General features: G+C 67.0%; 36 protein-coding genes. All 36 read left to right on the top strand.

Annotated features, from left to right (window positions below; all coding sequences use genetic code 11):
• Positions 1-34 precede the first annotated feature (34 nt).
• The 36 genes from ACGFYY_RS19955 (at position 35) to ACGFYY_RS19780 (ending at position 22,774) form a co-directional block, all read left to right on the top strand.
• Entirely contained in the window at positions 35-436 is a 402-nt protein-coding gene (locus tag ACGFYY_RS19955; RefSeq protein WP_365267911.1) for a DUF2304 domain-containing protein, read from the top strand.
• A complete protein-coding gene (locus ACGFYY_RS19950; RefSeq protein ID WP_393710954.1) occupies positions 433-1,239 on the top strand; it encodes a glycosyltransferase family 2 protein in 807 nt (268 codons plus the stop codon). Before ACGFYY_RS19955 ends, ACGFYY_RS19950 begins: the two co-directional genes overlap by 4 nt.
• A gap of 9 nt (positions 1,240-1,248) precedes the next feature.
• The gene (locus ACGFYY_RS19945; RefSeq protein ID WP_365267914.1) at positions 1,249-2,133 is read left to right on the top strand and encodes a glycosyltransferase; all 885 of its coding nucleotides are present in this window, start codon (positions 1,249-1,251) and stop codon (positions 2,131-2,133) included.
• 25 nt (positions 2,134-2,158) lie between these two features.
• Positions 2,159-3,457: a lipopolysaccharide biosynthesis protein gene (locus ACGFYY_RS19940; RefSeq protein ID WP_393710952.1), complete on the top strand. Its 1,299-nt coding sequence runs from the start codon at positions 2,159-2,161 to the stop codon at positions 3,455-3,457.
• Positions 3,458-3,947: 490 nt separating this feature from the next.
• Positions 3,948-4,256, top strand: coding sequence for a 30S ribosomal protein S10 (gene rpsJ, locus ACGFYY_RS19935; RefSeq protein ID WP_003948644.1), 309 nt, complete (start codon positions 3,948-3,950; stop codon positions 4,254-4,256).
• A 14-nt stretch (positions 4,257-4,270) separates the two neighbouring features.
• Positions 4,271-4,915: a 50S ribosomal protein L3 gene (gene rplC, locus ACGFYY_RS19930; RefSeq protein WP_007265899.1), complete on the top strand. Its 645-nt coding sequence runs from the start codon at positions 4,271-4,273 to the stop codon at positions 4,913-4,915.
• Positions 4,916-4,919: 4 nt separating this feature from the next.
• Complete coding sequence (gene rplD, locus ACGFYY_RS19925; RefSeq protein WP_030388861.1) at positions 4,920-5,570, top strand: 50S ribosomal protein L4; 651 nt, start codon at positions 4,920-4,922, stop codon at positions 5,568-5,570.
• Positions 5,570-5,893: a 50S ribosomal protein L23 gene (gene rplW, locus ACGFYY_RS19920; RefSeq protein WP_007265901.1), complete on the top strand. Its 324-nt coding sequence runs from the start codon at positions 5,570-5,572 to the stop codon at positions 5,891-5,893. Before rplD ends, rplW begins: the two co-directional genes overlap by 1 nt.
• Before the next feature lie 39 nt (positions 5,894-5,932).
• Positions 5,933-6,769: a 50S ribosomal protein L2 gene (rplB, locus tag ACGFYY_RS19915; RefSeq protein WP_008739715.1), complete on the top strand. Its 837-nt coding sequence runs from the start codon at positions 5,933-5,935 to the stop codon at positions 6,767-6,769.
• A 12-nt stretch (positions 6,770-6,781) separates the two neighbouring features.
• Entirely contained in the window at positions 6,782-7,063 is a 282-nt protein-coding gene (gene rpsS, locus ACGFYY_RS19910) for a 30S ribosomal protein S19 (protein ID WP_008739713.1), read from the top strand.
• 43 nt (positions 7,064-7,106) lie between these two features.
• On the top strand, positions 7,107-7,454 hold the full coding sequence (gene rplV, locus ACGFYY_RS19905) for a 50S ribosomal protein L22 (RefSeq protein WP_007265904.1): 348 nt from the start codon (positions 7,107-7,109) through the stop codon (positions 7,452-7,454).
• Positions 7,454-8,296 carry a 30S ribosomal protein S3 gene (gene rpsC, locus ACGFYY_RS19900; protein ID WP_030230639.1) on the top strand — a complete coding sequence of 281 codons (843 nt, stop codon included), beginning with the start codon at positions 7,454-7,456 and terminating at the stop codon, positions 8,294-8,296. The genes rplV and rpsC overlap by 1 nt, the downstream gene beginning before the upstream one ends.
• 5 nt (positions 8,297-8,301) lie before the next feature.
• Entirely contained in the window at positions 8,302-8,721 is a 420-nt protein-coding gene (rplP, locus tag ACGFYY_RS19895) for a 50S ribosomal protein L16 (protein ID WP_008739704.1), read from the top strand.
• A complete protein-coding gene (gene rpmC, locus ACGFYY_RS19890; protein WP_008739703.1) occupies positions 8,721-8,945 on the top strand; it encodes a 50S ribosomal protein L29 in 225 nt (74 codons plus the stop codon). Before rplP ends, rpmC begins: the two co-directional genes overlap by 1 nt.
• Complete coding sequence (rpsQ, locus tag ACGFYY_RS19885; protein ID WP_030008467.1) at positions 8,945-9,226, top strand: 30S ribosomal protein S17; 282 nt, start codon at positions 8,945-8,947, stop codon at positions 9,224-9,226. Before rpmC ends, rpsQ begins: the two co-directional genes overlap by 1 nt.
• 106 nt (positions 9,227-9,332) lie before the next feature.
• Positions 9,333-9,701: a 50S ribosomal protein L14 gene (gene rplN, locus ACGFYY_RS19880; RefSeq protein ID WP_008739701.1), complete on the top strand. Its 369-nt coding sequence runs from the start codon at positions 9,333-9,335 to the stop codon at positions 9,699-9,701.
• A 2-nt stretch (positions 9,702-9,703) separates the two neighbouring features.
• Positions 9,704-10,015, top strand: a complete 312-nt coding sequence (gene rplX, locus ACGFYY_RS19875; RefSeq protein WP_030008468.1) for a 50S ribosomal protein L24 — start codon at positions 9,704-9,706, stop codon at positions 10,013-10,015.
• Positions 10,015-10,566: a 50S ribosomal protein L5 gene (rplE, locus tag ACGFYY_RS19870; RefSeq protein ID WP_030154702.1), complete on the top strand. Its 552-nt coding sequence runs from the start codon at positions 10,015-10,017 to the stop codon at positions 10,564-10,566. Before rplX ends, rplE begins: the two co-directional genes overlap by 1 nt.
• A gap of 5 nt (positions 10,567-10,571) precedes the next feature.
• On the top strand, positions 10,572-10,757 hold the full coding sequence (locus ACGFYY_RS19865) for a type Z 30S ribosomal protein S14 (RefSeq protein ID WP_003956452.1): 186 nt from the start codon (positions 10,572-10,574) through the stop codon (positions 10,755-10,757).
• 222 nt (positions 10,758-10,979) lie between these two features.
• Entirely contained in the window at positions 10,980-11,378 is a 399-nt protein-coding gene (gene rpsH, locus ACGFYY_RS19860; RefSeq protein ID WP_007265911.1) for a 30S ribosomal protein S8, read from the top strand.
• A 20-nt stretch (positions 11,379-11,398) separates the two neighbouring features.
• Entirely contained in the window at positions 11,399-11,938 is a 540-nt protein-coding gene (gene rplF, locus ACGFYY_RS19855) for a 50S ribosomal protein L6 (protein ID WP_365267918.1), read from the top strand.
• 2 nt (positions 11,939-11,940) lie between these two features.
• On the top strand, positions 11,941-12,324 hold the full coding sequence (rplR, locus tag ACGFYY_RS19850) for a 50S ribosomal protein L18 (protein WP_030008471.1): 384 nt from the start codon (positions 11,941-11,943) through the stop codon (positions 12,322-12,324).
• A gap of 45 nt (positions 12,325-12,369) precedes the next feature.
• The gene (gene rpsE, locus ACGFYY_RS19845) at positions 12,370-12,972 is read left to right on the top strand and encodes a 30S ribosomal protein S5 (RefSeq protein WP_030388857.1); all 603 of its coding nucleotides are present in this window, start codon (positions 12,370-12,372) and stop codon (positions 12,970-12,972) included.
• Positions 12,972-13,154: a 50S ribosomal protein L30 gene (gene rpmD, locus ACGFYY_RS19840; protein WP_005313525.1), complete on the top strand. Its 183-nt coding sequence runs from the start codon at positions 12,972-12,974 to the stop codon at positions 13,152-13,154. The genes rpsE and rpmD overlap by 1 nt, the downstream gene beginning before the upstream one ends.
• Positions 13,155-13,156: 2 nt before the next feature.
• Entirely contained in the window at positions 13,157-13,612 is a 456-nt protein-coding gene (rplO, locus tag ACGFYY_RS19835; protein WP_030008473.1) for a 50S ribosomal protein L15, read from the top strand.
• Between the two features lie 187 nt (positions 13,613-13,799).
• Complete coding sequence (secY, locus tag ACGFYY_RS19830) at positions 13,800-15,113, top strand: preprotein translocase subunit SecY (RefSeq protein WP_365267920.1); 1,314 nt, start codon at positions 13,800-13,802, stop codon at positions 15,111-15,113.
• Entirely contained in the window at positions 15,113-15,760 is a 648-nt protein-coding gene (locus ACGFYY_RS19825) for an adenylate kinase (protein WP_030767309.1), read from the top strand. The genes secY and ACGFYY_RS19825 overlap by 1 nt, the downstream gene beginning before the upstream one ends.
• 163 nt (positions 15,761-15,923) lie before the next feature.
• Positions 15,924-16,775, top strand: a complete 852-nt coding sequence (gene map, locus ACGFYY_RS19820; protein WP_109778530.1) for a type I methionyl aminopeptidase — start codon at positions 15,924-15,926, stop codon at positions 16,773-16,775.
• 138 nt (positions 16,776-16,913) lie between these two features.
• Positions 16,914-17,135, top strand: a complete 222-nt coding sequence (gene infA / locus ACGFYY_RS19815; RefSeq protein WP_003956442.1) for a translation initiation factor IF-1 — start codon at positions 16,914-16,916, stop codon at positions 17,133-17,135.
• A gap of 73 nt (positions 17,136-17,208) precedes the next feature.
• A complete protein-coding gene (rpmJ, locus tag ACGFYY_RS19810; protein WP_003956441.1) occupies positions 17,209-17,322 on the top strand; it encodes a 50S ribosomal protein L36 in 114 nt (37 codons plus the stop codon).
• 200 nt (positions 17,323-17,522) lie between these two features.
• Positions 17,523-17,903 (top strand): 30S ribosomal protein S13, encoded by a 381-nt coding sequence (gene rpsM / locus ACGFYY_RS19805; RefSeq protein WP_007265919.1) that lies wholly within the window; start codon positions 17,523-17,525, stop codon positions 17,901-17,903.
• A gap of 54 nt (positions 17,904-17,957) precedes the next feature.
• Positions 17,958-18,362: a 30S ribosomal protein S11 gene (gene rpsK, locus ACGFYY_RS19800; protein ID WP_003956432.1), complete on the top strand. Its 405-nt coding sequence runs from the start codon at positions 17,958-17,960 to the stop codon at positions 18,360-18,362.
• Positions 18,363-18,513: 151 nt separating this feature from the next.
• Positions 18,514-19,536 (top strand): DNA-directed RNA polymerase subunit alpha, encoded by a 1,023-nt coding sequence (locus tag ACGFYY_RS19795; protein ID WP_007265920.1) that lies wholly within the window; start codon positions 18,514-18,516, stop codon positions 19,534-19,536.
• A gap of 139 nt (positions 19,537-19,675) precedes the next feature.
• On the top strand, positions 19,676-20,137 hold the full coding sequence (gene rplQ / locus ACGFYY_RS19790; protein ID WP_030154710.1) for a 50S ribosomal protein L17: 462 nt from the start codon (positions 19,676-19,678) through the stop codon (positions 20,135-20,137).
• Between the two features lie 99 nt (positions 20,138-20,236).
• Positions 20,237-21,088 (top strand): tRNA pseudouridine(38-40) synthase TruA, encoded by an 852-nt coding sequence (truA, locus tag ACGFYY_RS19785; protein WP_365267923.1) that lies wholly within the window; start codon positions 20,237-20,239, stop codon positions 21,086-21,088.
• A 57-nt stretch (positions 21,089-21,145) separates the two neighbouring features.
• Complete coding sequence (locus ACGFYY_RS19780) at positions 21,146-22,774, top strand: ATP-binding cassette domain-containing protein (protein WP_365267925.1); 1,629 nt, start codon at positions 21,146-21,148, stop codon at positions 22,772-22,774.
• The last annotated feature ends 90 nt before the right edge of the window (positions 22,775-22,864 follow it).

Genomic DNA, 22,864 nt, shown 5'->3' with positions numbered 1-22,864 from the left:
TGTTGGCCCCTTCGCGCGAAAGGCGCCGTCCGCTGTGCGACTCTCCGTTCTGACCTCCATCACCGGTCTTCTGGTGCTGGGGTACATCCTCGAGCTGCTGCGCCGCCAGCAACTGCGGGAGAAGTACGCGGCGATATGGCTCGCCATCGGATTGCTGGCCGCCCCGCTCGGGTTCGTCCCCGACCTGCTGGACCCGGTGGCCAAGAGCCTCGGCGTCGCATCCGGCGTGAGCCTGGTGTTCTTCATCGGGTTCGTCCTGGTCCTGCTGGTGAGCCTGCACCTCAGCTGGGAGACCAGCCGGCTGGAGGCGGAGACGCGCACCCTGGCGGAGGACGTCGCGCTGATCCGCGCGCACCTCGTCCAGCAGGGCGGTTACCCCAGCACGTCGCCGCGCGCGGAGGAATCCGGCGCCATCGAGGCACAGGTGAACTCGTGAACGACGGTCGTCGCGTTCTGATCATTCTTCCCGCCTGGAACGAGGAGGACGGGCTGCCGTCCGTCCTGCGTGAGATCCAGCAGCAACTGCCCTCCGTGGACACCCTCGTGGTCGACGACGGCTCGGCGGACAACACCGCCGAGGTGGCCCGTGCGGCCGGCTCGGCCGTCGCCCAGCTGCCCTTCAACCTCGGTGTCGGCGGCGCGATGCGGCTCGGCTACCGCTACGCGCAGCAGCACGGCTACGACGTGGCGATCCAGGTGGACGCCGACGGCCAGCACGACCCGGCGTACGTGCCGGCCCTGCTGGAGCGACTCGCCGTCGGCGACGCCGACCTGGTCATAGGCGCCCGCTTCGCCGGCGACGGCGACTACACCGTGCGCGGCCCGCGCAAGTGGGCGATGTCGCTGCTGTCCGTGGTGCTGTCGCGCATCACCCGGACCAAGCTCACCGACACCACCTCGGGCTTCCGCGCCTGCAACCGGCCGCTCATAGAGTTCTTCGCCCGCTGGTACCCCGTGGAGTACCTCGGGGACACCATCGAGTCCATGGTGGGCGCCGCCCGCTCCGGCTTCACCGTGCGTCAGATCCCCGTGGCGATGCGTGAACGCACCACCGGCCGGCCGAGCGCCTCGCCGTTCAGGGCGATGGTCTACCTCACCCGCGCCGGCCTCGTGCTGCTGCTCGCGATGATCCGCCGGATGCCCGGCGAGCTCAAGACCTTCACGCCCGGCACCCCGGCGTACACCGCCTTCCAGCAGCGCACCGCCGAGCTGGTCGACCGCGAGCTGACCAAGGCCTAGGCGGAGAACATGTCGCGTTTCGAGTTCCTCCTGCCGTACTACGGCGATGTCGCGCTGATGCAGGACGCCGTCCGCAGCGTCCTGGCCCAGGACGGCGACGACTGGCGGCTGACCGTCGTCGACGACGGCACCGAGCCGGGCGTCCCCGAGTGGTTCGAGCAGCTCGCCGACCCCCGGGTCCGCTACCTCCGCAACGAGCGCAACCTCGGTGTGACCGGCAACTTCAACCGCTGCGTCGAGCTCGCCGAGTACGAGTACCTCGTGCTCATGGGCTGCGACGACCTCATGAAGCCGAACTACCTCCAGGTGGTGCGGGCGACCGCCGACCGGGAGCCGACCGCGGCGATGATCCAGCCCGGCGTCCAGGTGATCGGCACCGACGGCCTCCCGTACGACACCCTGGCCGACCGGACCAAGCGCAAGCTGTACGCGCCCAAGGGCCCGGGCCGGGCCCTGCTCGGCGGCGAGGAGCTGGCCACCAGCCTGCTGCGCGGGAACTGGCTGTACTTCCCGTCCATCTGCTGGCGCACCGAGGCGATCAAGCGCTTCCCGTTCCGGGCCGACCTGGGCGTGATCCAGGACCTCGCCCTGGTCGTGGACCTGCTGGTGGCGGGGGAGACCCTGGCCACCACGCCGGAGGTCTGCTTCAGCTACCGTCGGCACGCCGAGAGCGAGTCCTCGGCGACGGCCTACACGGGCCGCCGCTTCGAGGAGGCCAAGCGTTTCTTCGTGGAGACCGCCGACCGCCTGGACCGACACGGCTGGCCGCGCGCCGCCAAGGTGTCCCGGCTGCACCTCTCCTCCCGGCTGCACGCGATCACCCTGCTGCCCGGCGCCGCGATGAAGGCCGGCCGGCCCGGTGTCAGCGCCATGCTCCGCCACGCCACGCGCTGAGCGTCCGGCCGATGAAAGCCACGGCATGAACCCGATAGCAAAACTGCTCAAGGCCCTGCCCCCTGGGACCGCCATGGTCGCGGGGGGCACCGCTGTGCTCGGCGCCGCCTCCTACATCCACCTCGCGGTGGCCGGACACAGCCTCGGGACGGCCGACAAGGCCGGGGTCTCGGTGCTGTGGACGCTGGTGATGTCCGTCGGGATCGGCCTGTTCTTCCCGATCGAGCAGGAGCTCACCCGGATCGTCGCCGCCCGCGCCGTACGCGGTGAGGGCGCCGCACCGGTGCTCCGCAAGGCGGGGCTGCTCACCGCGGGTGTCCTCGCCGTGGTCCTCGGCGCGCTCACCCTCTTCGCGGGGCCGATCGCCGACCGGCTGTTCCGCGGCGACCGGGCGATGGTCGCCGTACTCGGCGCCGCCTTCACCGGGATGGCCCTGTGCTACCTCACCCGGGGCGTCCTGGCCGGCACCGGCCGGTTCACCGCGTACGGCACCCAGCTCGCGATCGACGGCGGTCTGCGGATCGTGCTGGCCTTCGCCTGCGCCGTCGCCGGGCTGCACTCGGCGCTCGCGTTCAGCCTGATCCTCGTCGTGGCACCGTTCGTCGCCCTGCTGCTCACGCTGTCCCCGACCCGGTCCGCGACCCGGCCCGGCGGGCCGATCACCACCCGGGAGCTGGTGCGTGGCCTCGGTCCGCTGACCGCCTCCACGCTGCTGGCGCAGGTGGTCGTCAACGCGGCGGTGATGAGCACGCAGCTGCTGGAGCCGACCCGTACCGCACTGATCGCGGGCCTGCTCAGCGCCCTGGTGCTGGCCCGGATCCCGCTCTTCGTCTTCGGCTCGCTGCAGGCCTCGCTGCTGTCCGGGCTGTCCACCGTGGTGGCCGGCGGCGATCATCAGGGCTTCGCCCGGATGCTCCGCAAGGCCTGCCTGGTGGTGCTCGGACTCGGCACCCTCGGCGGTGTGCCGGCCGTGCTGATCGGACCCTGGCTCATCGAGGTCCTGTTCCGCGCGGAGCCCGGGCAGCTCGGCCGCCTCGACTTCCTCTGGTTCGCCATCGGGACGACCTGCTACATGCTGGCCATGGTGCTCGGCCAGGCCCAGATGGTGCTGCACAAGCACCGGGCCCAGCTGGTGTGCTGGGTGTTCGGCACCGCGGTGCTGCTCGGCATCACGCTGGTGCCCGGGGACATCGCCCTGCGCGTGGGCCTCGCCTACGCGGTCGGTTCGATGGCCACGGCCGCGGCGATGCTGCTGACCCTGCGCGGCGCCGTTCCGGCCCGTACGGTCACGGCGGCGACCGAAGGACAGCTCGCCGAGGTCTGACCTCATGACGCGCTGATCCCTCGGCGGCGGAGGCCTTGCCGCGCCCGCGCGTGGTGCGGTTTGACCACGCAGCGTGGCGGGGTATTCTCTTCGGCCCGATTAGCCAGGTACGTGCCTCGTATGGCAGACTACTCAAGTTGCTCGGCTGAGTGCCGATGCTGCGCGCCTCCCGCCGGGAGGACCGGAAGCGAGTCCCACAGTACTCGTCGTCCTTAATCTGCCTCTCGGGGCAGCAATGGGGACGGACGTACGGGAATCTTCTGGGAAGTGTCAGCACGGTGCCCACCAGGCACTCGGTGGGTGTTTCTCCCCCGAATCGCGGTCACTGGGACCGTACCCCCTTGGACGAGGGAATTTCCGTATGGGAATTTTCTGTAGAGGGAGTGCGACACGCCCGACCGCGTGGGTCGGAGGAGAGGCAGTGGGATCCGTCCCACGGCCGACCGGGAGCCAGAGCGTTTCCACATACAGACAGGACTACGGAGTAGCCATGGCGGGACAGAAGATCCGCATCCGGCTCAAGGCCTACGACCACGAGGTCATCGATTCCTCGGCGAAGAAGATCGTCGAGACGGTGACGCGCACTGGTGCGTCGGTCGCGGGCCCGGTGCCGCTGCCCACTGAGAAGAACGTGTACTGCGTCATCAAGTCGCCGCACAAGTACAAGGACTCGCGCGAGCACTTCGAGATGCGCACGCACAAGCGCCTGATCGACATCCTCGACCCGACCCCCAAGACCGTTGACTCGCTGATGCGCCTGGACCTTCCGGCCGGCGTTGACATCGAGATCAAGCTCTGAGAGGCGTCGAGAAGATGGCAAAGCAGATCAAGGGCGTCCTGGGCGAGAAGCTCGGCATGACCCAGGTCTGGGACGAGAACAACCGTGTCGTCCCGGTCACCGTGGTCAAGGCCGGACCCTGCGTCGTTACCCAGGTCCGTACGAACGACATCGACGGCTACGAGTCGGTCCAGATCGCCTTCGGCGAGATCGACCCGCGCAAGGTGAACAAGCCCCTCAAGGGTCACTTCGCCAAGGCCGACGTCACCCCCCGCCGCCACCTGGTGGAGCTCCGCACCTCCGACGCCAGCGAGTACACGCTCGGCCAGGAGATCACTGCTGAGGTGTTCGAGTCCGGCGTCAAGGTCGACGTCACGGGCAACAGCAAGGGCAAGGGCTTCGCCGGTGTCATGAAGCGGCACAACTTCCGGGGCCTCGGCGCCGGTCACGGTGTGCAGCGCAAGCACCGCTCCCCCGGTTCGATCGGTGGCTGCGCCACCCCTGGGCGTGTCTTCAAGGGCATGCGCATGGCCGGTCGTATGGGTAACGAGCGCGTCACCACCCAGAACCTGACCATCCACGCGGTTGACGCGGAGAAGGGTCTGCTCCTCATCAAGGGTGCGGTCCCCGGTCCGAACGGCGGCCTCGTCCTGGTCCGTACCGCGGCCAAGGGGGCTTGAGGTAATGAGCACCATTGACATCCTTTCGCCGGCAGGCGACAAGGCCGGTACCGTCGAGCTCCCCGCGGAGATCTTCGACGCGAAGACCAGCGTTCCGCTGATCCACCAGGTCGTTGTCGCTCAGCTGGCTGCTGCCCGTCAGGGCACGCACAAGACCAAGCGTCGCGGCGAAGTCCGTGGTGGTGGCCGCAAGCCGTACCGCCAGAAGGGCACCGGCCGTGCGCGCCAGGGTTCGACCCGCGCGCCGCAGTTCGTCGGCGGTGGCGTGGTCCACGGCCCGCAGCCGCGTGACTACTCCCAGCGGACCCCGAAGAAGATGAAGGCCGCCGCCCTCCGCGGTGCCCTCTCGGACCGTGCGCGTCACTCCCGCATCCACGTCGTCACCGGCGTGGTCGAGGGTGCCGCCTCCACGAAGGCCGCCAAGACGCTGTTCGGCAAGATCTCGGAGCGCAAGAACCTGCTCCTGGTCGTCGACCGCGCCGAAGAGGCCGCGTGGCTGTCCGCCCGCAACCTGCCCCAGGTTCACATCCTGGAGCCGGGCCAGCTGAACACGTACGACGTGATCGTCTCTGACGACGTGGTCTTCACCCAGGCCGCTTTCGAGTCCTTCGTGTCTGGCCCCAAGGCCGATGAGACCGAAGGGAGCGACGCCTGATGTCTGAGGCGACCGTTACCAGCAAGACCTTCACCGACCCGCGCGACCTGCTGATCAAGCCGGTTGTGTCGGAGAAGAGCTACGCGCTGCTGGACGAGAACAAGTACACGTTCATCGTCGCGCCCGGCGCCAACAAGACCCAGATCAAGCAGGCCGTGGAAGCGGTCTTCTCGGTCAAGGTCACCGGGGTCAACACGATCAACCGTCAGGGTAAGCGCAAGCGCACCAAGACCGGTTTCGGCAAGCGCGCCAACACCAAGCGCGCCATCGTGACCCTTGCCGAGGGCAACCGTATCGACATCTTCGGCGGCCAGGCCTCCTAACGGAGGTCTAGTCGTCCGGAATCGGACGAGGACTGAGAAATGGGTATCCGCAAGTACAAGCCGACGACCCCGGGCCGTCGTGGCTCCAGCGTCGCCGACTTTGTCGAGATCACGCGGTCCACGCCGGAGAAGTCGCTGGTTCGCCCCCTGCACAGCAAGGGCGGCCGTAACAACACCGGTCGGATCACCGTTCGCCACCAGGGTGGTGGACACAAGCGCGCCTACCGCGTGATCGACTTCCGTCGTCACGACAAGGACGGCGTGCCGGCCAAGGTCGCGCACATCGAGTACGACCCCAACCGCACCGCGCGCATCGCGCTCCTGCACTACGCGGACGGCGAGAAGCGCTACATCATCGCGCCGAAGGCTCTGAAGCAGGGCGACCGGATTGAGAACGGCCCCACGGCCGACATCAAGCCCGGTAACAACCTCGCGCTCCGCAACATCCCGGTCGGTACCACGATCCACGCGATCGAGCTCCGTCCCGGTGGTGGCGCCAAGTTCGCCCGTTCCGCGGGTGCCTCCGTGCAGCTGCTGGCGAAGGAGGGCACGATGGCCCACCTTCGTATGCCGTCGGGCGAGATCCGTCTCGTCGACGCCCGCTGCCGCGCCACGGTCGGCGAGGTCGGCAACGCCGAGCAGTCGAACATCAACTGGGGCAAGGCCGGCCGTATGCGCTGGAAGGGCGTTCGCCCGTCCGTCCGCGGTGTCGCGATGAACCCGGTTGACCACCCGCACGGTGGTGGTGAGGGCAAGACCAGTGGTGGTCGCCACCCGGTCTCCCCGTGGGGTCAGAAGGAGGGTCGTACTCGCTCGCCGAAGAAGGCTTCGAGCAAGTACATCGTCCGCCGCCGCAAGACGAACAAGAAGCGCTAGGAGCGGGTTTAGATGCCGCGCAGTCTCAAGAAGGGGCCCTTCGTCGACGACCACCTCGTAAAGAAGGTGGACGTCCAGAACGAAGCCGGCACCAAGAACGTCATCAAGACCTGGTCCCGTCGCTCGATGATCATCCCCAGCATGCTGGGTCACACCATCGCGGTGCACAACGGCAAGACCCACGTCCCGGTGTTCGTCACCGAGTCGATGGTCGGCCACAAGCTCGGCGAGTTCTCGCCGACTCGCACCTTCCGCGGCCACGTCAAGGACGACCGGAAGTCGAAGCGCCGCTAAAGGCGGGGTGGTTACGACTATGACTTACACCGAAGGGACAACCATGGAAGCCAGGGCCCAGGCGCGGTACATCCGCGTCACGCCCATGAAGGCCCGCCGAGTGGTGGACCTTATCCGTGGCATGGATGCCACGGAGGCTCAGGCGGTCCTGCGTTTCGCCCCGCAGGCCGCGAGCGTGCCGGTCGGCAAGGTGCTGGACAGCGCCATTGCCAACGCCGCACACAACTACAACCACCCCGACGCCTCCACGCTGGTCATCAGCGAGGCGTACGTGGACGAGGGCCCGACCCTGAAGCGGTTCCGTCCGCGTGCCCAGGGCCGTGCCTACCGGATCCGCAAGCGGACCAGCCACATCACCGTGGTCGTCAGCAGCAAGGAAGGTTCCCGGTAATGGGCCAGAAGGTAAACCCGCACGGGTTCCGGCTCGGCATCACCACCGACTTCAAGTCGCGTTGGTACGCCGACAAGCTGTACAAGGACTACGTCAAGGAAGACGTCGCCATCCGTCGGATGATGACGTCCGGCATGGAGCGCGCCGGCATCTCGAAGGTTGAGATCGAGCGCACCCGTGACCGCGTGCGTGTGGACATCCACACCGCTCGTCCGGGCATCGTCATCGGCCGCCGTGGCGCCGAGGCCGACCGCATCCGCGGTGACCTCGAGAAGCTCACGGGCAAGCAGGTCCAGCTGAACATCCTCGAGGTCAAGAACCCCGAGCTCGATGCCCAGCTGGTCGCCCAGGCCGTTGCCGAGCAGCTCTCCTCCCGCGTCTCCTTCCGTCGCGCCATGCGTAAGAGCATGCAGGGCACGATGAAGGCCGGCGCCAAGGGCATCAAGATCCAGTGTGGCGGTCGTCTCGGCGGCGCCGAGATGTCCCGCTCCGAGTTCTACCGCGAGGGTCGTGTGCCGCTGCACACGCTGCGCGCGAACGTGGACTACGGCTTCTTCGAGGCCAAGACCACCTTCGGCCGTATCGGTGTGAAGGTCTGGATCTACAAGGGCGACGTCAAGAACATCGCCGAGGTTCGCGCCGAGAACGCTGCGGCCCGTGCGGGTAACCGCCCGGCCCGTGGCGCGCAGGGCGCTGGCGACCGTCCCGCCGGCCGTGGTGGCCGTGGTGGCGAGCGCGGCGGCCGTGGTGGCCGCAAGCCGCAGCAGGCTGCTGGTGTGGAGGCCCCCAAGGCCGACGCTCCCGCCGCCGCTCCGGCCGAGAGCACCGGAACGGAGGCCTGACCGACATGCTGATCCCTCGTAGGGTCAAGCACCGCAAGCAGCACCACCCGAAGCGCAGCGGTATGGCCAAGGGCGGTACTGAGGTCACGTTCGGCGAGTACGGCATCCAGGCGCTGACCCCGGCGTACGTGACGAACCGCCAGATCGAGGCGGCTCGTATCGCGATGACCCGCCACATCAAGCGTGGCGGCAAGGTCTGGATCAACATCTACCCGGACCGCCCGCTGACGAAGAAGCCTGCCGAGACCCGCATGGGTTCCGGTAAGGGTTCTCCTGAGTGGTGGATCGCCAACGTGCACCCGGGCCGGGTCATGTTCGAGCTGTCCTACCCGAACGAGAAGATTGCTCGTGAGGCGCTCACCCGCGCTGCTCACAAGCTTCCGATGAAGTGCCGGATTGTTCGGCGCGAGGCAGGTGAGTCGTGATGGCGACGGGAACCAAGGCGTCCGAGCTGCGTGAGCTCGGCAACGAGGAGCTCGTTGGCAAGCTGCGCGAGGCCAAGGAGGAGCTGTTCAAGCTCCGCTTCCAGGCGGCCACGGGTCAGCTGGAGAACAACGGCCGGCTCAAGTCCGTCCGTAAGGACATCGCTCGCATCTACACCCTGATGCACGAGCGTGAGCTCGGTATCGAGACGGTGGAGAGCGCCTGATGAGCGAGAACAACGTGACTGAGAAGACCGAGCGCGGTTTCCGCAAGACCCGTGAGGGTCTGGTCGTCAGCGACAAGATGGACAAGACCGTCGTCGTCGCCGTCGAGGACCGCGTGAAGCACGCCCTGTACGGCAAGGTCATCCGCCGTACGAACAAGCTCAAGGCTCACGACGAGCAGAACGCTGCCGGCGTCGGCGACCGCGTCCTCATCATGGAGACGCGTCCGCTGTCGGCGAGCAAGCGCTGGCGCATCGTCGAGATCCTCGAGAAGGCCAAGTAATTCGTCCGGGGGGTTTCCCCCGGATTCGTTCCGCCAGGCTCGGTGGGGGCGACGCTCTCCGGAGTGAAGCCCCCGCCGGGAACCGGCAGACAAACAGGAGATACACGTGATCCAGCAGGAGTCGCGACTGCGTATCGCCGACAACACTGGTGCCAAGGAAATCCTTTGCATCCGTGTTCTCGGTGGTTCCGGTCGCCGCTACGCGGGCATCGGTGACGTCATCGTCGCCACCGTCAAGGACGCGATCCCCGGTGGCAACGTGAAGAAGGGTGACGTCGTCAAGGCGGTCATCGTTCGCACCGTCAAGGAGCGTCGCCGCCAGGACGGCTCGTACATCCGCTTTGACGAGAACGCCGCCGTCATTCTGAAGAACGACGGCGACCCTCGCGGCACCCGTATCTTCGGCCCGGTGGGCCGTGAGCTGCGCGAGAAGAAGTTCATGAAGATCATCTCGCTCGCGCCGGAGGTGCTGTAAGCATGAAGATCAAGAAGGGCGACCTGGTCCAGGTCATCACCGGTAAGGACAAGGGCAAGCAGGGCAAGGTCATCGTTGCCTTCCCCGCCGACAACCGTGTCCTCGTCGAGGGTGTCAACCGGGTCAAGAAGCACACCAAGGCTGCGCAGAACCAGGCCGGTGGCATTGTGATCACCGAGGCCCCGGTCCACGTCAGCAACGTTCAGCTGGTTGTGGAGAAGGACGGCAAGAAGGTCGTCACCCGCGTCGGCTACCGCTTCGACGACGAGGGCAACAAGATCCGCGTTGCCAAGCGGACGGGTGAGGACATCTGATGGCTACCACTCCGCGTCTCAAGACGAAGTACCGCGAGGACATCGCGGGCAAGCTGCGTGAGGAGTTCTCCTACGAGAACGTCATGCAGATCCCCGGCCTCGTGAAGATCGTGGTCAACATGGGTGTGGGCGACGCCGCCCGCGACTCCAAGCTGATCGACGGCGCCATCCGCGACCTGACGACGATCACCGGTCAGAAGCCGGCCGTCACGAAGGCCCGCAAGTCCATCGCGCAGTTCAAGCTGCGTGAGGGTCAGCCGATCGGCTGCCACGTCACCCTCCGTGGTGACCGCATGTGGGAGTTCCTGGACCGTACGCTGTCGCTCGCGCTGCCGCGTATCCGTGACTTCCGTGGTCTGTCGCCGAAGCAGTTCGACGGCCGTGGCAACTACACCTTCGGTCTCACGGAGCAGGTCATGTTCCACGAGATCGACCAGGACAAGATCGACCGTACCCGGGGTATGGACATCACCGTGGTCACCACGGCGACCAACGACGCTGAGGGCCGCGCGCTCCTTCGTCACCTCGGCTTCCCCTTCAAGGAGGCGTAAGCGAGATGGCGAAGAAGGCTCTCATCGCGAAGGCTGCCCGCAAGCCCAAGTTCGGTGTGCGTGCGTACACCCGCTGCCAGCGCTGCGGTCGTCCCCACTCCGTGTACCGCAAGTTCGGCCTGTGCCGCGTCTGCCTTCGTGAGATGGCTCACCGTGGCGAGCTGCCGGGCGTGACCAAGAGCTCCTGGTAATTCCCTTCCGTCCGTAAGGACTTGGGAAGTTCCAGAGACTCTCGGTAAGCATCTGGTCGGTGGGTGCCCAGCGCCGCATGCCGTAGGCTTGTGGGGTTGGGCGTCCGCCGCCCTATCGACTTACTACGCCGTAGGTCCCCGCACCGCACCCGTCCCGCCACTGAGTGGGGAGAGGGATGGCGCATACAGGAAACCCCGGCGAGAGAGGCCGAAGGCCACTTCATGACCATGACTGACCCGATCGCAGACATGCTGACCCGTCTGCGTAACGCTAACTCGGCGTACCACGACACCGTCGTGATGCCGCACAGCAAGATCAAGTCGCACATCGCAGAGATCCTCAAGCAGGAGGGTTTCATCACCGGCTGGAAGGTCGAGGACGCCGAGGTCGGCAAGAACCTCGTCCTCGAGCTGAAGTTCGGGCCGAACCGTGAGCGCTCCATCGCGGGCATCAAGCGGATCTCGAAGCCCGGTCTGCGCGTGTACGCGAAGTCCACCAACCTGCCGAAGGTGCTCGGCGGCCTGGGCGTGGCGATCATCTCCACGTCGCACGGTCTGCTCACCGGCCAGCAGGCAGGCAAGAAGGGCGTAGGTGGGGAAGTCCTCGCCTACGTCTGGTAGTCGGGAACGGAGGAAAAGCAATGTCGCGAATCGGCAAGCTCCCCATCCAGGTTCCCGCCGGTGTGGACGTCACCATCGATGGCAGCACGGTCTCGGTGAAGGGCCCCAAGGGTTCCCTGAGCCACACCGTTAAGGCTCCCATCGCCGTCGCCAAGGGCGAGGACGGCGTTCTGAACGTCACCCGTCCGAACGACGAGCGTCAGAACAAGGCCCTCCACGGCCTGTCCCGCACGCTGGTGGCGAACATGATCACCGGTGTGACCACGGGATACGTCAAGGCTCTCGAGATCAGCGGTGTCGGTTACCGTGTCCTGGCGAAGGGCTCCAACCTGGAGTTCCAGCTGGGTTACAGCCACCCGATCCTGGTGGAGGCGCCCGAGGGCATCTCCTTCAAGGTCGAGTCGCCGACCAAGTTCTCGGTCGAGGGCATCGACAAGCAGAAGGTCGGCGAGGTCGCCGCCAACATCCGCAAGCTGCGGAAGCCCGACCCGTACAAGGCCAAGGGTGTCAAGTACGCCGGCGAGGTCATCCGCCGCAAGGTCGGAAAGGCTGGTAAGTAGCCATGGCATACGGTGTGAAGATCGCCAAGGGCGACGCGTACAAGCGCGCTGCCAAGGCTCGCCGCCACATCCGCATCCGCAAGAACGTCTCGGGTACGGCGGAGCGTCCGCGCCTCGTCGTGACGCGTTCCAACCGCAACATCGTTGCTCAGGTCATCGACGACCTCCAGGGTCACACCCTGGCGTCCGCGTCGACCCTGGACGCTTCGATCCGTGGTGGCGAAGGCGACAAGAGCTCGCAGGCCCAGGCTGTCGGCGCGCTCGTCGCCGAGCGTGCCAAGGCCGCGGGTGTCGAGACCGTCGTGTTCGACCGCGGTGGCAACCGATACGCCGGGCGCATTGCCGCTCTGGCTGACGCCGCCCGCGAAGCCGGGCTGAAGTTCTAAGCCCCGGTTCCGGGACTCACGGACGTAACAGAGAGAGGTAATCCAATGGCTGGACCCCAGCGCCGCGGAAGCGGTGCCGGTGGCGGCGAGCGGCGGGACCGGAAGGGTCGCGACGGTGGCCCTGCCGCCGAGAAGACCGCTTACGTTGAGCGCGTTGTCGCGATCAACCGCGTCGCCAAGGTTGTCAAGGGTGGTCGCCGCTTCAGCTTCACCGCGCTGGTCGTGGTGGGCGACGGTGACGGCACTGTAGGTGTCGGTTACGGCAAGGCCAAGGAAGTTCCCGCGGCCATCGCCAAGGGTGTCGAGGAAGCCAAGAAGAACTTCTTCAAGGTTCCGCGCATCCAGGGCACCATCCCGCACCCGATCCAGGGCGAGAAGGCGGCCGGCGTTGTCCTGCTGAAGCCTGCTTCCCCCGGTACCGGTGTTATCGCCGGTGGCCCGGTGCGCGCCGTTCTGGAGTGCGCCGGCGTTCACGACATCCTGTCGAAGTCGCTCGGCTCCGACAACGCGATCAACATCGTGCACGCGACCGTGGCGGCCCTCCAGGGCCTGCAGCGTCCCGAGGAGATCGCGGCTCGCCGTGGTCTGCCCCTCGAGGACGTCGCCCCCGCGGCTCTGCTCCGTGCGCGTGCTGGGGCGGGTGCGTAATGGCTCGCCTCAAGATCACGCAGACGAAGTCGTACATCGGTAGCAAGCAGAACCACCGCGACACGCTGCGTTCGCTCGGGCTCAAGCGCCTGAACGACGTCGTCGTCAAGGAGGACCGCCCCGAGTTCCGCGGAATGGTGCACACCGTCCGCCACCTCGTGACGGTTGAGGAGGTTGACTAATCATGGCTGAGAACAGCCCGCTGAAGGCCCACAACCTCCGTCCCGCCCCCGGCGCCAAGACCGCGAAGACCCGTGTCGGTCGTGGTGAGGCGTCGAAGGGTAAGACGGCCGGTCGTGGTACGAAGGGCCAGAAGGCCCGTTACCAGATCCCGCAGCGCTTCGAGGGTGGGCAGATGCCCCTCCACATGCGCCTGCCGAAGCTCAAGGGCTTCAAGAACCCGTTCCGCACCGAGTTCCAGGTTGTCAACCTGGACAAGCTCGGCGCTCTCTACCCCGAGGGTGGAGAAGTCACGGTGGCCGACCTGGTCGCCAAGGGCGCGGTTCGCAAGAACAGCCTCGTCAAGGTCCTGGGCCAGGGCGAGATCTCCGTGGCGCTGCAGGTTTCGGTTGACGCCGTCTCCGCCTCCGCCAAGGAAAAGATCGCCGCTGCCGGCGGCACCGTCACCGAGCTCGTCTAAGACGATTTCAGTGGCTGAATAGCTCGAAACCCGACCGGGGATGCCTCACATATGGGGCATCCCCGGTCGGTCGTTCCACGGAAGGCACACTCGCCGGTAAGGTGGCGTGCACCTTTGCTTTGTCGTATTCGTCGATCCCTCAGACCGTCACCTCTGACGCAGTAGCGCGGGGGTCGCAGGAGGCACCGTGCTCACCGCGTTCGCCCGGGCGTTCAAGACGCCCGACCTGCGCAAGAAGCTGCTCTTCACGCTCGGCATCATCGTGCTGTTCCGGCTCGGGTCCCATATCCCGGTACCCGGCGTGAGCTACAAGAACGTTCAGATCTGTGTCGACCAGGCGGGCAGCAGCAATGGGCTGTTCGGTCTGGTCAACATGTTCAGCGGCGGTGCGCTGCTGCAGATCACGATCTTCGCGCTCGGGATCATGCCCTACATCACGGCGAGCATCATTCTGCAGCTGCTGACCGTGGTCATCCCGAAGCTGGAGACCCTCAAGAAAGAGGGCCAGTCCGGCACGGCGAAGATCACTCAGTACACGCGCTATCTGACGGTCGCGCTGGCGATCCTGCAGGGCACGGGCCTCGTCGCCACGGCCCGCACGGGTGCCCTGTTCCAGGGCTGCTCGGCCGCCCGCGATATCGTCCCCGACCGCTCGATCTTCACCACGGTCGTCATGGTGATCACCATGACCGCCGGTACCTGCGTCGTCATGTGGCTCGGTGAGCTGATCACCGACCGCGGCATCGGCAACGGCATGTCGATCCTCATGTTCATCTCGATCGCCGCCGGCTTCATCGGCGCCCTCTGGCAGATCAAGCTCCAGGGCAAGATCGCGGACGGCTGGGTCGAGTTCGGTGTCGTGATGCTCGTGGGCCTCGCGATGGTCGGCCTGGTGGTCTTCGTCGAGCAGGCGCAGCGCCGGATCCCGGTCCAGTACGCGAAGCGCATGATCGGCCGCCGTGCGTACGGCGGTACCTCGACCTACATCCCGCTCAAGGTGAACCAGGCGGGCATCATCCCCGTCATCTTCGCCTCGTCGCTGCTCTACATCCCGGCGCTGGTCGTGCAGTTCAGCGGATCCCAGGCCGGCTGGGCCACGTGGATCCAGAAGCACTTCGTCAAGGGCGACCACCCGTACTACATCGCCGCCTACTTCCTCCTGATCGTCTTCTTCGCGTTCTTCTACGTGGCGATCTCGTTCAACCCCGAGGAAGTTGCAGACAACATGAAGAAGTATGGTGGGTTCATCCCGGGCATCCGCGCGGGTCGGCCTACCGCCGAGTACCTCAGCTACGTACTCAACCGGATCACCTGGCCGGGGTCGCTGTACCTGGGTCTCATCGCTCTTGTGCCGACGATGGCGTTGGCCGGCTTCGGAGCGAACCAGAACTTCCCGTTCGGCGGGACGAGCATCCTGATCATCGTGGGTGTGGGTCTGGAAACCGTGAAGCAGATCGAGAGCCAGCTCCAGCAGCGTAATTACGAAGGGTTCCTCCGCTGATGCGAATCGTCCTCGTTGGACCGCCCGGTGCGGGCAAGGGAACGCAGGCCGCGTTCCTTGCCAAGAACCTGTCGATTCCGCACATCTCCACGGGCGACCTGTTCCGGGCCAACATCAGCCAGGGCACCGACCTGGGCAAGCAGGCGAAGGCGTACATGGACGCCGGCGACCTGGTGCCCGACGAGGTGACCATCGGCATGGCGAAGGACCGTATGGAACAGCCGGACGCCGTGAACGGCTTCCTGCTCGACGGATTCCCGCGCAACGTCTCGCAGGCCGAGGCGCTCGACGTGATGCTCCAGGCCGAGGGCATGAAGCTCGACGCCGTCCTCGACCTGGAGGTCGAGGAGGACGAGGTCGTCAAGCGGATCGCCGGTCGTCGGATCTGCCGCAACGACTCCTCGCACGTCTTCCACGTGACGTACGCCCCGCCGAAGGCCGAGGGTGTCTGCGACACCTGCGGCGGCGAGCTGTACCAGCGCGGCGACGACTCCGAGGCCACGGTGCGCAACCGGCTCGAGGTCTACCACACGCAGACCGAGCCGATCATCGACTACTACAAGGCCCAGGGCCTGCTGGTGACCATCCCGGCCCTCGGTGAGGTCGCGGACGTCACGAAGCGCGCGATGGACGCCCTCAAGAAGTAGTACTCCGTTCGTGCCTACGGCCGCGGTGTCCTCGAGACGCCGCGGCCGTCTGCGTGAAGCGGATGCTGACGACCTCAGCCAATAATTGAGGAACCACAGCGGAGAGCAACCACCTCCGCGAGAGCGGCGGCGGTTCGGCCGCACAGAAGGGCAGGCATTTCCCATGGTCCAGATCAAGACCCCCGAGCAGATCGCGAAGATGCGCGAGGCAGGGCTGGTCGTCGCCGCGATCCACGCTGCGACCCGTGAGGCGGCCGTGCCGGGCGCCACGACGCGGGATCTGGACATGGTGGCCCGCAAGGTCATCGCCGATGCCGGTGCCAAGTCGAACTTCCTCGGCTACGGCGGCTTCCCCGCGACGATCTGCACCTCGGTGAACGAGGTCGTCGTCCACGGCATCCCGGACGACAAGACGGTCCTCAAGGACGGCGACATCATCTCGATCGACGCCGGCGCGATCGTGGACGGCTGGCACGGTGACGCGGCGTACACCGCCTTCGTCGGCACCGGGCACGCGCCCGAGCTGGTGGAGCTGTCCCGGGTGACCGAGGAGTCCATGTGGGCCGGGATCGCCGCCATGAAGCTCGGCAACCGCCTCGTGGACATCTCCAAGGCGATCGAGACGTACATCAAGCGCCAGCCCCGCCCCACCACCGGTGAGCACAGCCTCGGCAAGTTCGGGATCATCGAGGACTACGGCGGCCACGGCATCGGGTCCGAGATGCACATGGACCCCCACCTGCTGAACTACGTCTCGCGCAAGCGGGGCAAGGGGATCAAGCTCGTGCCGGGTCTCTGCCTGGCGATCGAGCCGATGGTCTCCCTGGGCACCGCCCAGACGGAGGTCCTTTCGGACGACTGGACGGTCATCACCACGGACGGCACCTGGTCCTCGCACTGGGAGCACTCCATCGCGCTGACGGAGGCCGGGCCCATCGTCCTGACCAGCCCGGACTGCGGCAAGGCGAAGCTGGCGGAGTACGGAGTCACCACGGCTCCGGACCCCCTCGGTTAATGATCTAGACTCTGGGGCAAACTTTCCGGATTCGTCTTTCTGGGTGCCCTGACGTAGACTGACTCGTCGGCTCTCGTGCACTTCCATGTCTGCATGGCGCACGGAGCCGATCAAGGTAGCCGATTCGAAAGGCGAAGCGTGGCCAAGAAGCAAGGTGCCATCGAAATCGAGGGCACCGTGATCGAGTCCCTCCCGAACGCGATGTTCAAGGTGGAACTCCAGAACGGTCACAAGGTCCTCGCGCACATCAGCGGCAAGATGCGTATGCACTACATCCGCATCCTCCCCGATGACCGGGTCGTTGTGGAGCTGTCTCCGTACGACCTGACGCGTGGCCGGATCGTCTACCGATACAAGTAGATCTTGCTCTCACTCCTGCCTGGGCATCCGTCCCGGTGCGGGTGGTGGCACTGACCCGGAGAACCTCACCAACATGAAGGTCAAGCCGAGCGTCAAGAAGATCTGCGACAAGTGCAAGGTGATCCGCCGTCACGGCCGGGTCATGGTCATCTGCGACAACCTGCGCCACAAGCAGCGCCAGGGCTGACGCACGCCGACCGACCTGCCTTCCGCAGTTCTTCGCGCGACGTAAGAAAACGTACATACGCAGAACCCGCCCAGCCCTTCACGGGGCCGGCGGCACCTCCGGCGGGGGCCGGGGACCCGGGCGTACCATCACCCACTTTCGGGTGGTCGGCGGTCGGGGTCGGTTCTGCTGAAGACCCCCGAACACACAGGAGCCATTGAATGGCACGCGTTTCCGGTGTTGACATCCCGCGCGAAAAGCGCGTGGAGATCGCACTCACCTACGTCTTCGGTATCGGGCGCACCCGGTCCAAGGAGATCCTCGCCTCCACCGGCGTGAACCCGAACACCCGCGTTCGTGACCTGGCCGAAGAGGACCTCGTCAAGATCCGCGAGTACGTGGACGCCAACCTCCGTACCGAGGGTGACCTCCGCCGCGAGATCCAGGGCGACATCCGCCGCAAGATCGAGATCCAGTGCTACCAGGGTATCCGCCACCGTCGCGGCCTCCCGGTGCACGGTCAGCGCACCAGCACCAACGCGCGTACCCGCAAGGGCCCGCGTCGCGCGATCGCCGGTAAGAAGAAGCCGGGCAAGAAGTAGTCCTGTTCAGCGGTCTTGCGCTGTAGGACCGACCACCTCCCGTAGGAGATTTAGATGCCCCCCAAGGGTCGTCAGGGCGCTGCCAAGAAGGTGCGCCGCAAGGAAAAGAAGAACGTCGCTCACGGGCACGCCCACATCAAGAGCACGTTCAACAACACCATCGTCTCGATCACGGACCCCTCGGGCAACGTGATCTCCTGGGCCTCCGCCGGCCACGTCGGCTTCAAGGGCTCGCGCAAGTCCACCCCCTTCGCCGCGCAGATGGCCGCCGAGTCGGCCGCCCGCCGCGCGCAGGAGCACGGCATGCGCAAGGTCGACGTCTTCGTGAAGGGTCCGGGCTCCGGCCGCGAGACCGCGATCCGCTCCCTCCAGGCCACCGGCCTCGAGGTCGGCTCGATCCAGGACGTCACCCCCACCCCGCACAACGGCTGCCGCCCGCCGAAGCGCCGCCGCGTCTGACGCAGCGGACGCACCTGTGCGTTCTTGAGTGTCCGGGCGGTACGACCCCTTCGGGGGACGTGCCGCCCGTACCCTTGCAGTAGCCGTACCCCCGGTACGGCATCCCGTCGGGCGTCAAATAGTGGGCGTCCACGAATGAAGGAACACAGACATGCTTATCGCTCAGCGTCCTTCGCTGACCGAAGAGGTCGTCGACGAGTACCGCTCGCGGTTCGTGATCGAGCCGCTGGAGCCGGGCTTCGGCTACACCCTCGGCAACTCGCTGCGTCGTACCCTCCTGTCCTCCATCCCGGGTGCCGCTGTCACCAGCATCCGCGTGGACGGCGTCCTGCACGAGTTCACCACCGTGCCGGGCGTCAAGGAAGACGTCACCGACATCATCCTCAACATCAAGCAGCTGGTCGTCTCCTCGGAGCACGACGAGCCGGTCGTGATGTACCTGCGCAAGCAGGGTCCCGGCCTGGTCACCGCTGCCGACATCGCGCCCCCGGCCGGTGTCGAGGTGCACAACCCGGACCTGGTCCTCGCCACGCTCAACGGCAAGGGCAAGCTGGAGATGGAGCTGACCGTCGAGCGCGGTCGCGGCTACGTCTCCGCCGTCCAGAACAAGCAGCTGGGCCAGGAGATCGGCCGTATCCCGGTCGACTCCATCTACAGCCCGGTCCTCAAGGTCACCTACAAGGTCGAGGCGACCCGAGTCGAGCAGCGCACCGACTTCGACAAGCTGATCGTCGACGTCGAGACCAAGCAGGCCATGCGCCCGCGTGACGCCATGGCGTCCGCCGGTAAGACCCTGGTCGAGCTGTTCGGTCTGGCGCGCGAGCTCAACATCGACGCCGAGGGCATCGACATGGGCCCGTCCCCCACGGACGCCGCCCTGGCCGCCGACCTGGCGCTGCCGATCGAGGAGCTCGAGCTCACGGTCCGCTCGTACAACTGCCTCAAGCGCGAGGGCATCCACTCCGTGGGTGAGCTCGTCGCCCGCTCCGAGGCCGACCTGCTCGACATCCGCAACTTCGGTGCGAAGTCGATCGACGAGGTCAAGGCGAAGCTGGCCGGCATGGGCCTGGCCCTCAAGGACAGCCCGCCCGGATTCGACCCGACCGCCGCCGCCGACGCCTTCGGCGCCGACGACGACGCGGACGCCGGTTTCGTCGAGACCGAGCAGTACTGATTCATCCCGCCGCCGGCGGCCGAGGCTTTCGCCCAGGTCGCCGGCCGGGCTTGAACCGAACACTTTCCCGCGGCATCCGCCTCGGGGGAACTGACACCGGTACCTGACACGGCCGGTGCAGATATGAAGGAGTAACACCATGCCGCGTCCCGCAAAGGGTGCCCGTCTGGGCGGCAGCGCCGCGCACGAGAAGCACCTCCTCGCGAACCTCGCGAAGGCGCTCTTCGAGCACGGCCGCATCACCACCACCGAGGCCAAGGCCCGTCGCCTGCGTCCCTACGCCGAGCGTCTGGTCACCAAGGCCAAGAAGGGCGACATCCACAACCGTCGCCTGGTGCTGCAGACGATCACGGACAAGAGCATCGTGCACACGCTGTTCACCGAGATCGCCCCGCGCTACGAGAACCGCCCCGGTGGTTACACGCGCATCACCAAGATCGGCAACCGTCGTGGCGACAACGCCCCGATGGCCGTGATCGAGCTGGTCGAGGCCCTTACGGTCGCCCAGCAGGCCACCGGTGAGGCCGAGGCCGCCACCAAGCGCGCGGTCAAGGAGGCGGAGGCTGTCGAGACCCCCGCCGAGGAGACCAAGGAGGCCTGATCCCTCGGGATCACGCTTGCTTGAACGGCTCTGAACGGGCCCGCCCCCTTCCGGGGCGGGCCCGTTCTGCATATGGGTGCTTCTGAGAGGATCGGTCACGTGAGTGACGAGGTGGAGCCCGGGCACGTCCGGGTGCGGCTGGACCTGAGCTACGACGGCAAGGACTTCTCCGGCTGGGCGAAGCAGCGCGTGCTGCGGACCGTCCAGGGCGAGCTGGAGAGCGCCCTGCAGACCGTGATGCGGCTGCCGGACCCGGTCGAGCTGACCGTGGCCGGGCGGACCGACGCGGGCGTGCACGCCCGCGGTCAGGTCGCGCAGTTCGACCTCGCCGAGGAGGTGTGGGCCGAGCACCAGGACAGGCTGCTGCGCCGCCTCGCGGGCCGGCTGCCGCACGACGTACGGGTGTGGAAGGTCGCCGAGGCCCCCGAGGGGTTCAACGCGCGGTTCTCCGCCATCTGGCGCCGCTACGCCTACCGCGTCGGTGACCACCAGGGCGGCGTCGACCCGCTGCGCCGCGGGCACGTGCTGTGGCACCAGTGGCCGCTCGACGTGGACGCCATGAACGAGGCCGCCGCCCCGCTGCTCGGCGAGCACGACTTCGCCGCGTACTGCAAGAAGCGCGAGGGCGCCACGACCATCCGTACGCTCCAGCAGCTCAGCTGGGAGCGCGCCGAGGACGGGATCATCACCGCGACCGTCCGCGCCGACGCCTTCTGCCACAACATGGTCCGCTCGCTGGTGGGCGCGCTGCTGCACGTCGGCGACGGGCACCGGCCCACCGACTGGCCCGGCAAGGTGCTGGCGGCCGCGGTACGGGACTCCTCGGTGCACGTGGTCAAGCCGCACGGCCTGACCCTGGAGGAGGTCGGCTACCCGGCCGACGAGCTGCTGGCCGCCCGCAGCAAGGAAGCCCGCAACATGCGGACCCTGCCGGCCGCCGGCTGCTGCTGACCACCCCCGTCGGCGCCCGGCTAATCCGTTTGGGCGGATGGGCGCCGGACCGGGACAATGCCCGGCATGGGACATCTCGAAGCCAGCCACCTGGAGTACTACCTTCCCGACGGGCGGGTACTGCTCCCTGACGTCTCCTTCCGTGTGGGGGAGGGGTCGGTCGTCGCGCTCGTCGGGGCGAACGGGGCCGGTAAGACCACCCTGCTGAAGATGATCTCCGGTGAGCTCAAGCCGCACGGCGGCGGGATCACCGTCTCCGGCGGCCTCGGCGTGATGTCGCAGTTCGTGGGCTCGGTGCGGGACGAGACGACCGTACGGGACCTGCTGGTCTCGGTGGCCCAGCCGCGCATCCGGGAGGCGGCCAAGGCGGTGGACGCCGCCGAGCAGCTGATCCTGACGGTGGACGACGAGGCCGCCCAGATGGCCTACGCGCAGGCGCTGAGCGACTGGGCGGACGTCCAGGGGTACGAGGCGGAGACGCTGTGGGACGTCTGCACCATGGCCGCGCTGGCGATCCCGTACGACTCCGCGCAGTTCCGCGAGGTGCGCACGCTGTCGGGCGGTGAGCAGAAGCGGCTCGTGCTGGAGGCGCTGTTGCGCGGGCCCGACGAGGTGCTGCTGCTCGACGAGCCGGACAACTATCTGGACGTTCCCGGCAAGCGCTGGCTGGAGGAGCAGCTGAAGGCCACCCGCAAGACGGTGCTCTTCGTCTCCCACGACCGGGAGCTGCTGACCCAGGCCGCCGAGAAGATCATCAGCCTGGAGGCGAGCCCGACGGGCTCCGACGTCTGGGTGCACGGCGCGGGCTTCGCGACCTACCACGACGCCCGCAAGGAGCGCTTCGCGCGCTTCGAGGAGCTCAAGCGGCGTTGGGACGAGGAGCACGCGCGGCTGAAGGCGCTGGTGCTGCGGCTGCGCAACCAGGCCGCGATCAGCCCCGACATGGCCTCGCGCTACCACGCGATGCAGACCCGCTTCAAGAAGTTCGAGGACGCCGGCCCGCCGCCGGAGCCGCCGCGCGAGCAGGACATCAAGATGCGGCTCAAGGGCGGGCGGACGGGCGTGCGCGCCCTGACCGTGGAGAACCTGGAGCTGACCGGCCTGATGAAGCCGTTCTCCCTGGAGATCTTCTACGGGGAGCGGGTCGCGGTCCTCGGCTCGAACGGTTCGGGCAAGTCGCACTTCCTGCGCCTGATGGCGGGCGAGGACGTCAAGCACACGGGTACGTGGAAGCTGGGCGCGCGGGTGGTTCCCGGCCATTTCGCGCAGACCCACGCCCACCCGGAGCTGTTCGGGCGGACCCTCGTCGACATCCTGTGGACGGAGGCGGCCAAGCCGCTGGGGCAGGCGATGGGCGCCCTGCGCCGGTACGAGCTGGAGCGCCAGGGCGAGCAGCCGTTCGAGAAGCTCTCGGGCGGGCAGCAGGCGCGTTTCCAGATCCTGCTGCTGGAGCTGGCGGGTACCACGGCGCTGCTGCTGGACGAGCCGACGGACAACCTGGACCTGGAGTCGGCCGAGGCCCTGCAGGACGGACTGGAGGCGTACGACGGCACTGTGCTGTGCGTCACGCACGACCGGTGGTTCGCGCGCACATTTGACCGTTACCTGGTCTTCGGTTCGGACGGTGTTGTGCGGGAGACTCAGGAACCCGTCTGGGACGAACGTAGAGTCGAACGCAAGCGCTAGGTCGTCTCTTTCGGATCTTGTCGGATGAGCCCGGGTCGTCCGGTGCGGTGCCTCGCAAGGCGGAGGGGCGCCCGTGTACCGGACGTACTC

This window comes from Streptomyces sp. NPDC048331, from assembly GCF_043201215.1.
Taxonomy (GTDB): Bacteria; Actinomycetota; Actinomycetes; order Streptomycetales; family Streptomycetaceae; genus Streptomyces.
The sequence above is the reverse complement of the archived record's forward strand: the minus strand, read 5'-3'. Positions and strand labels throughout refer to the sequence as shown.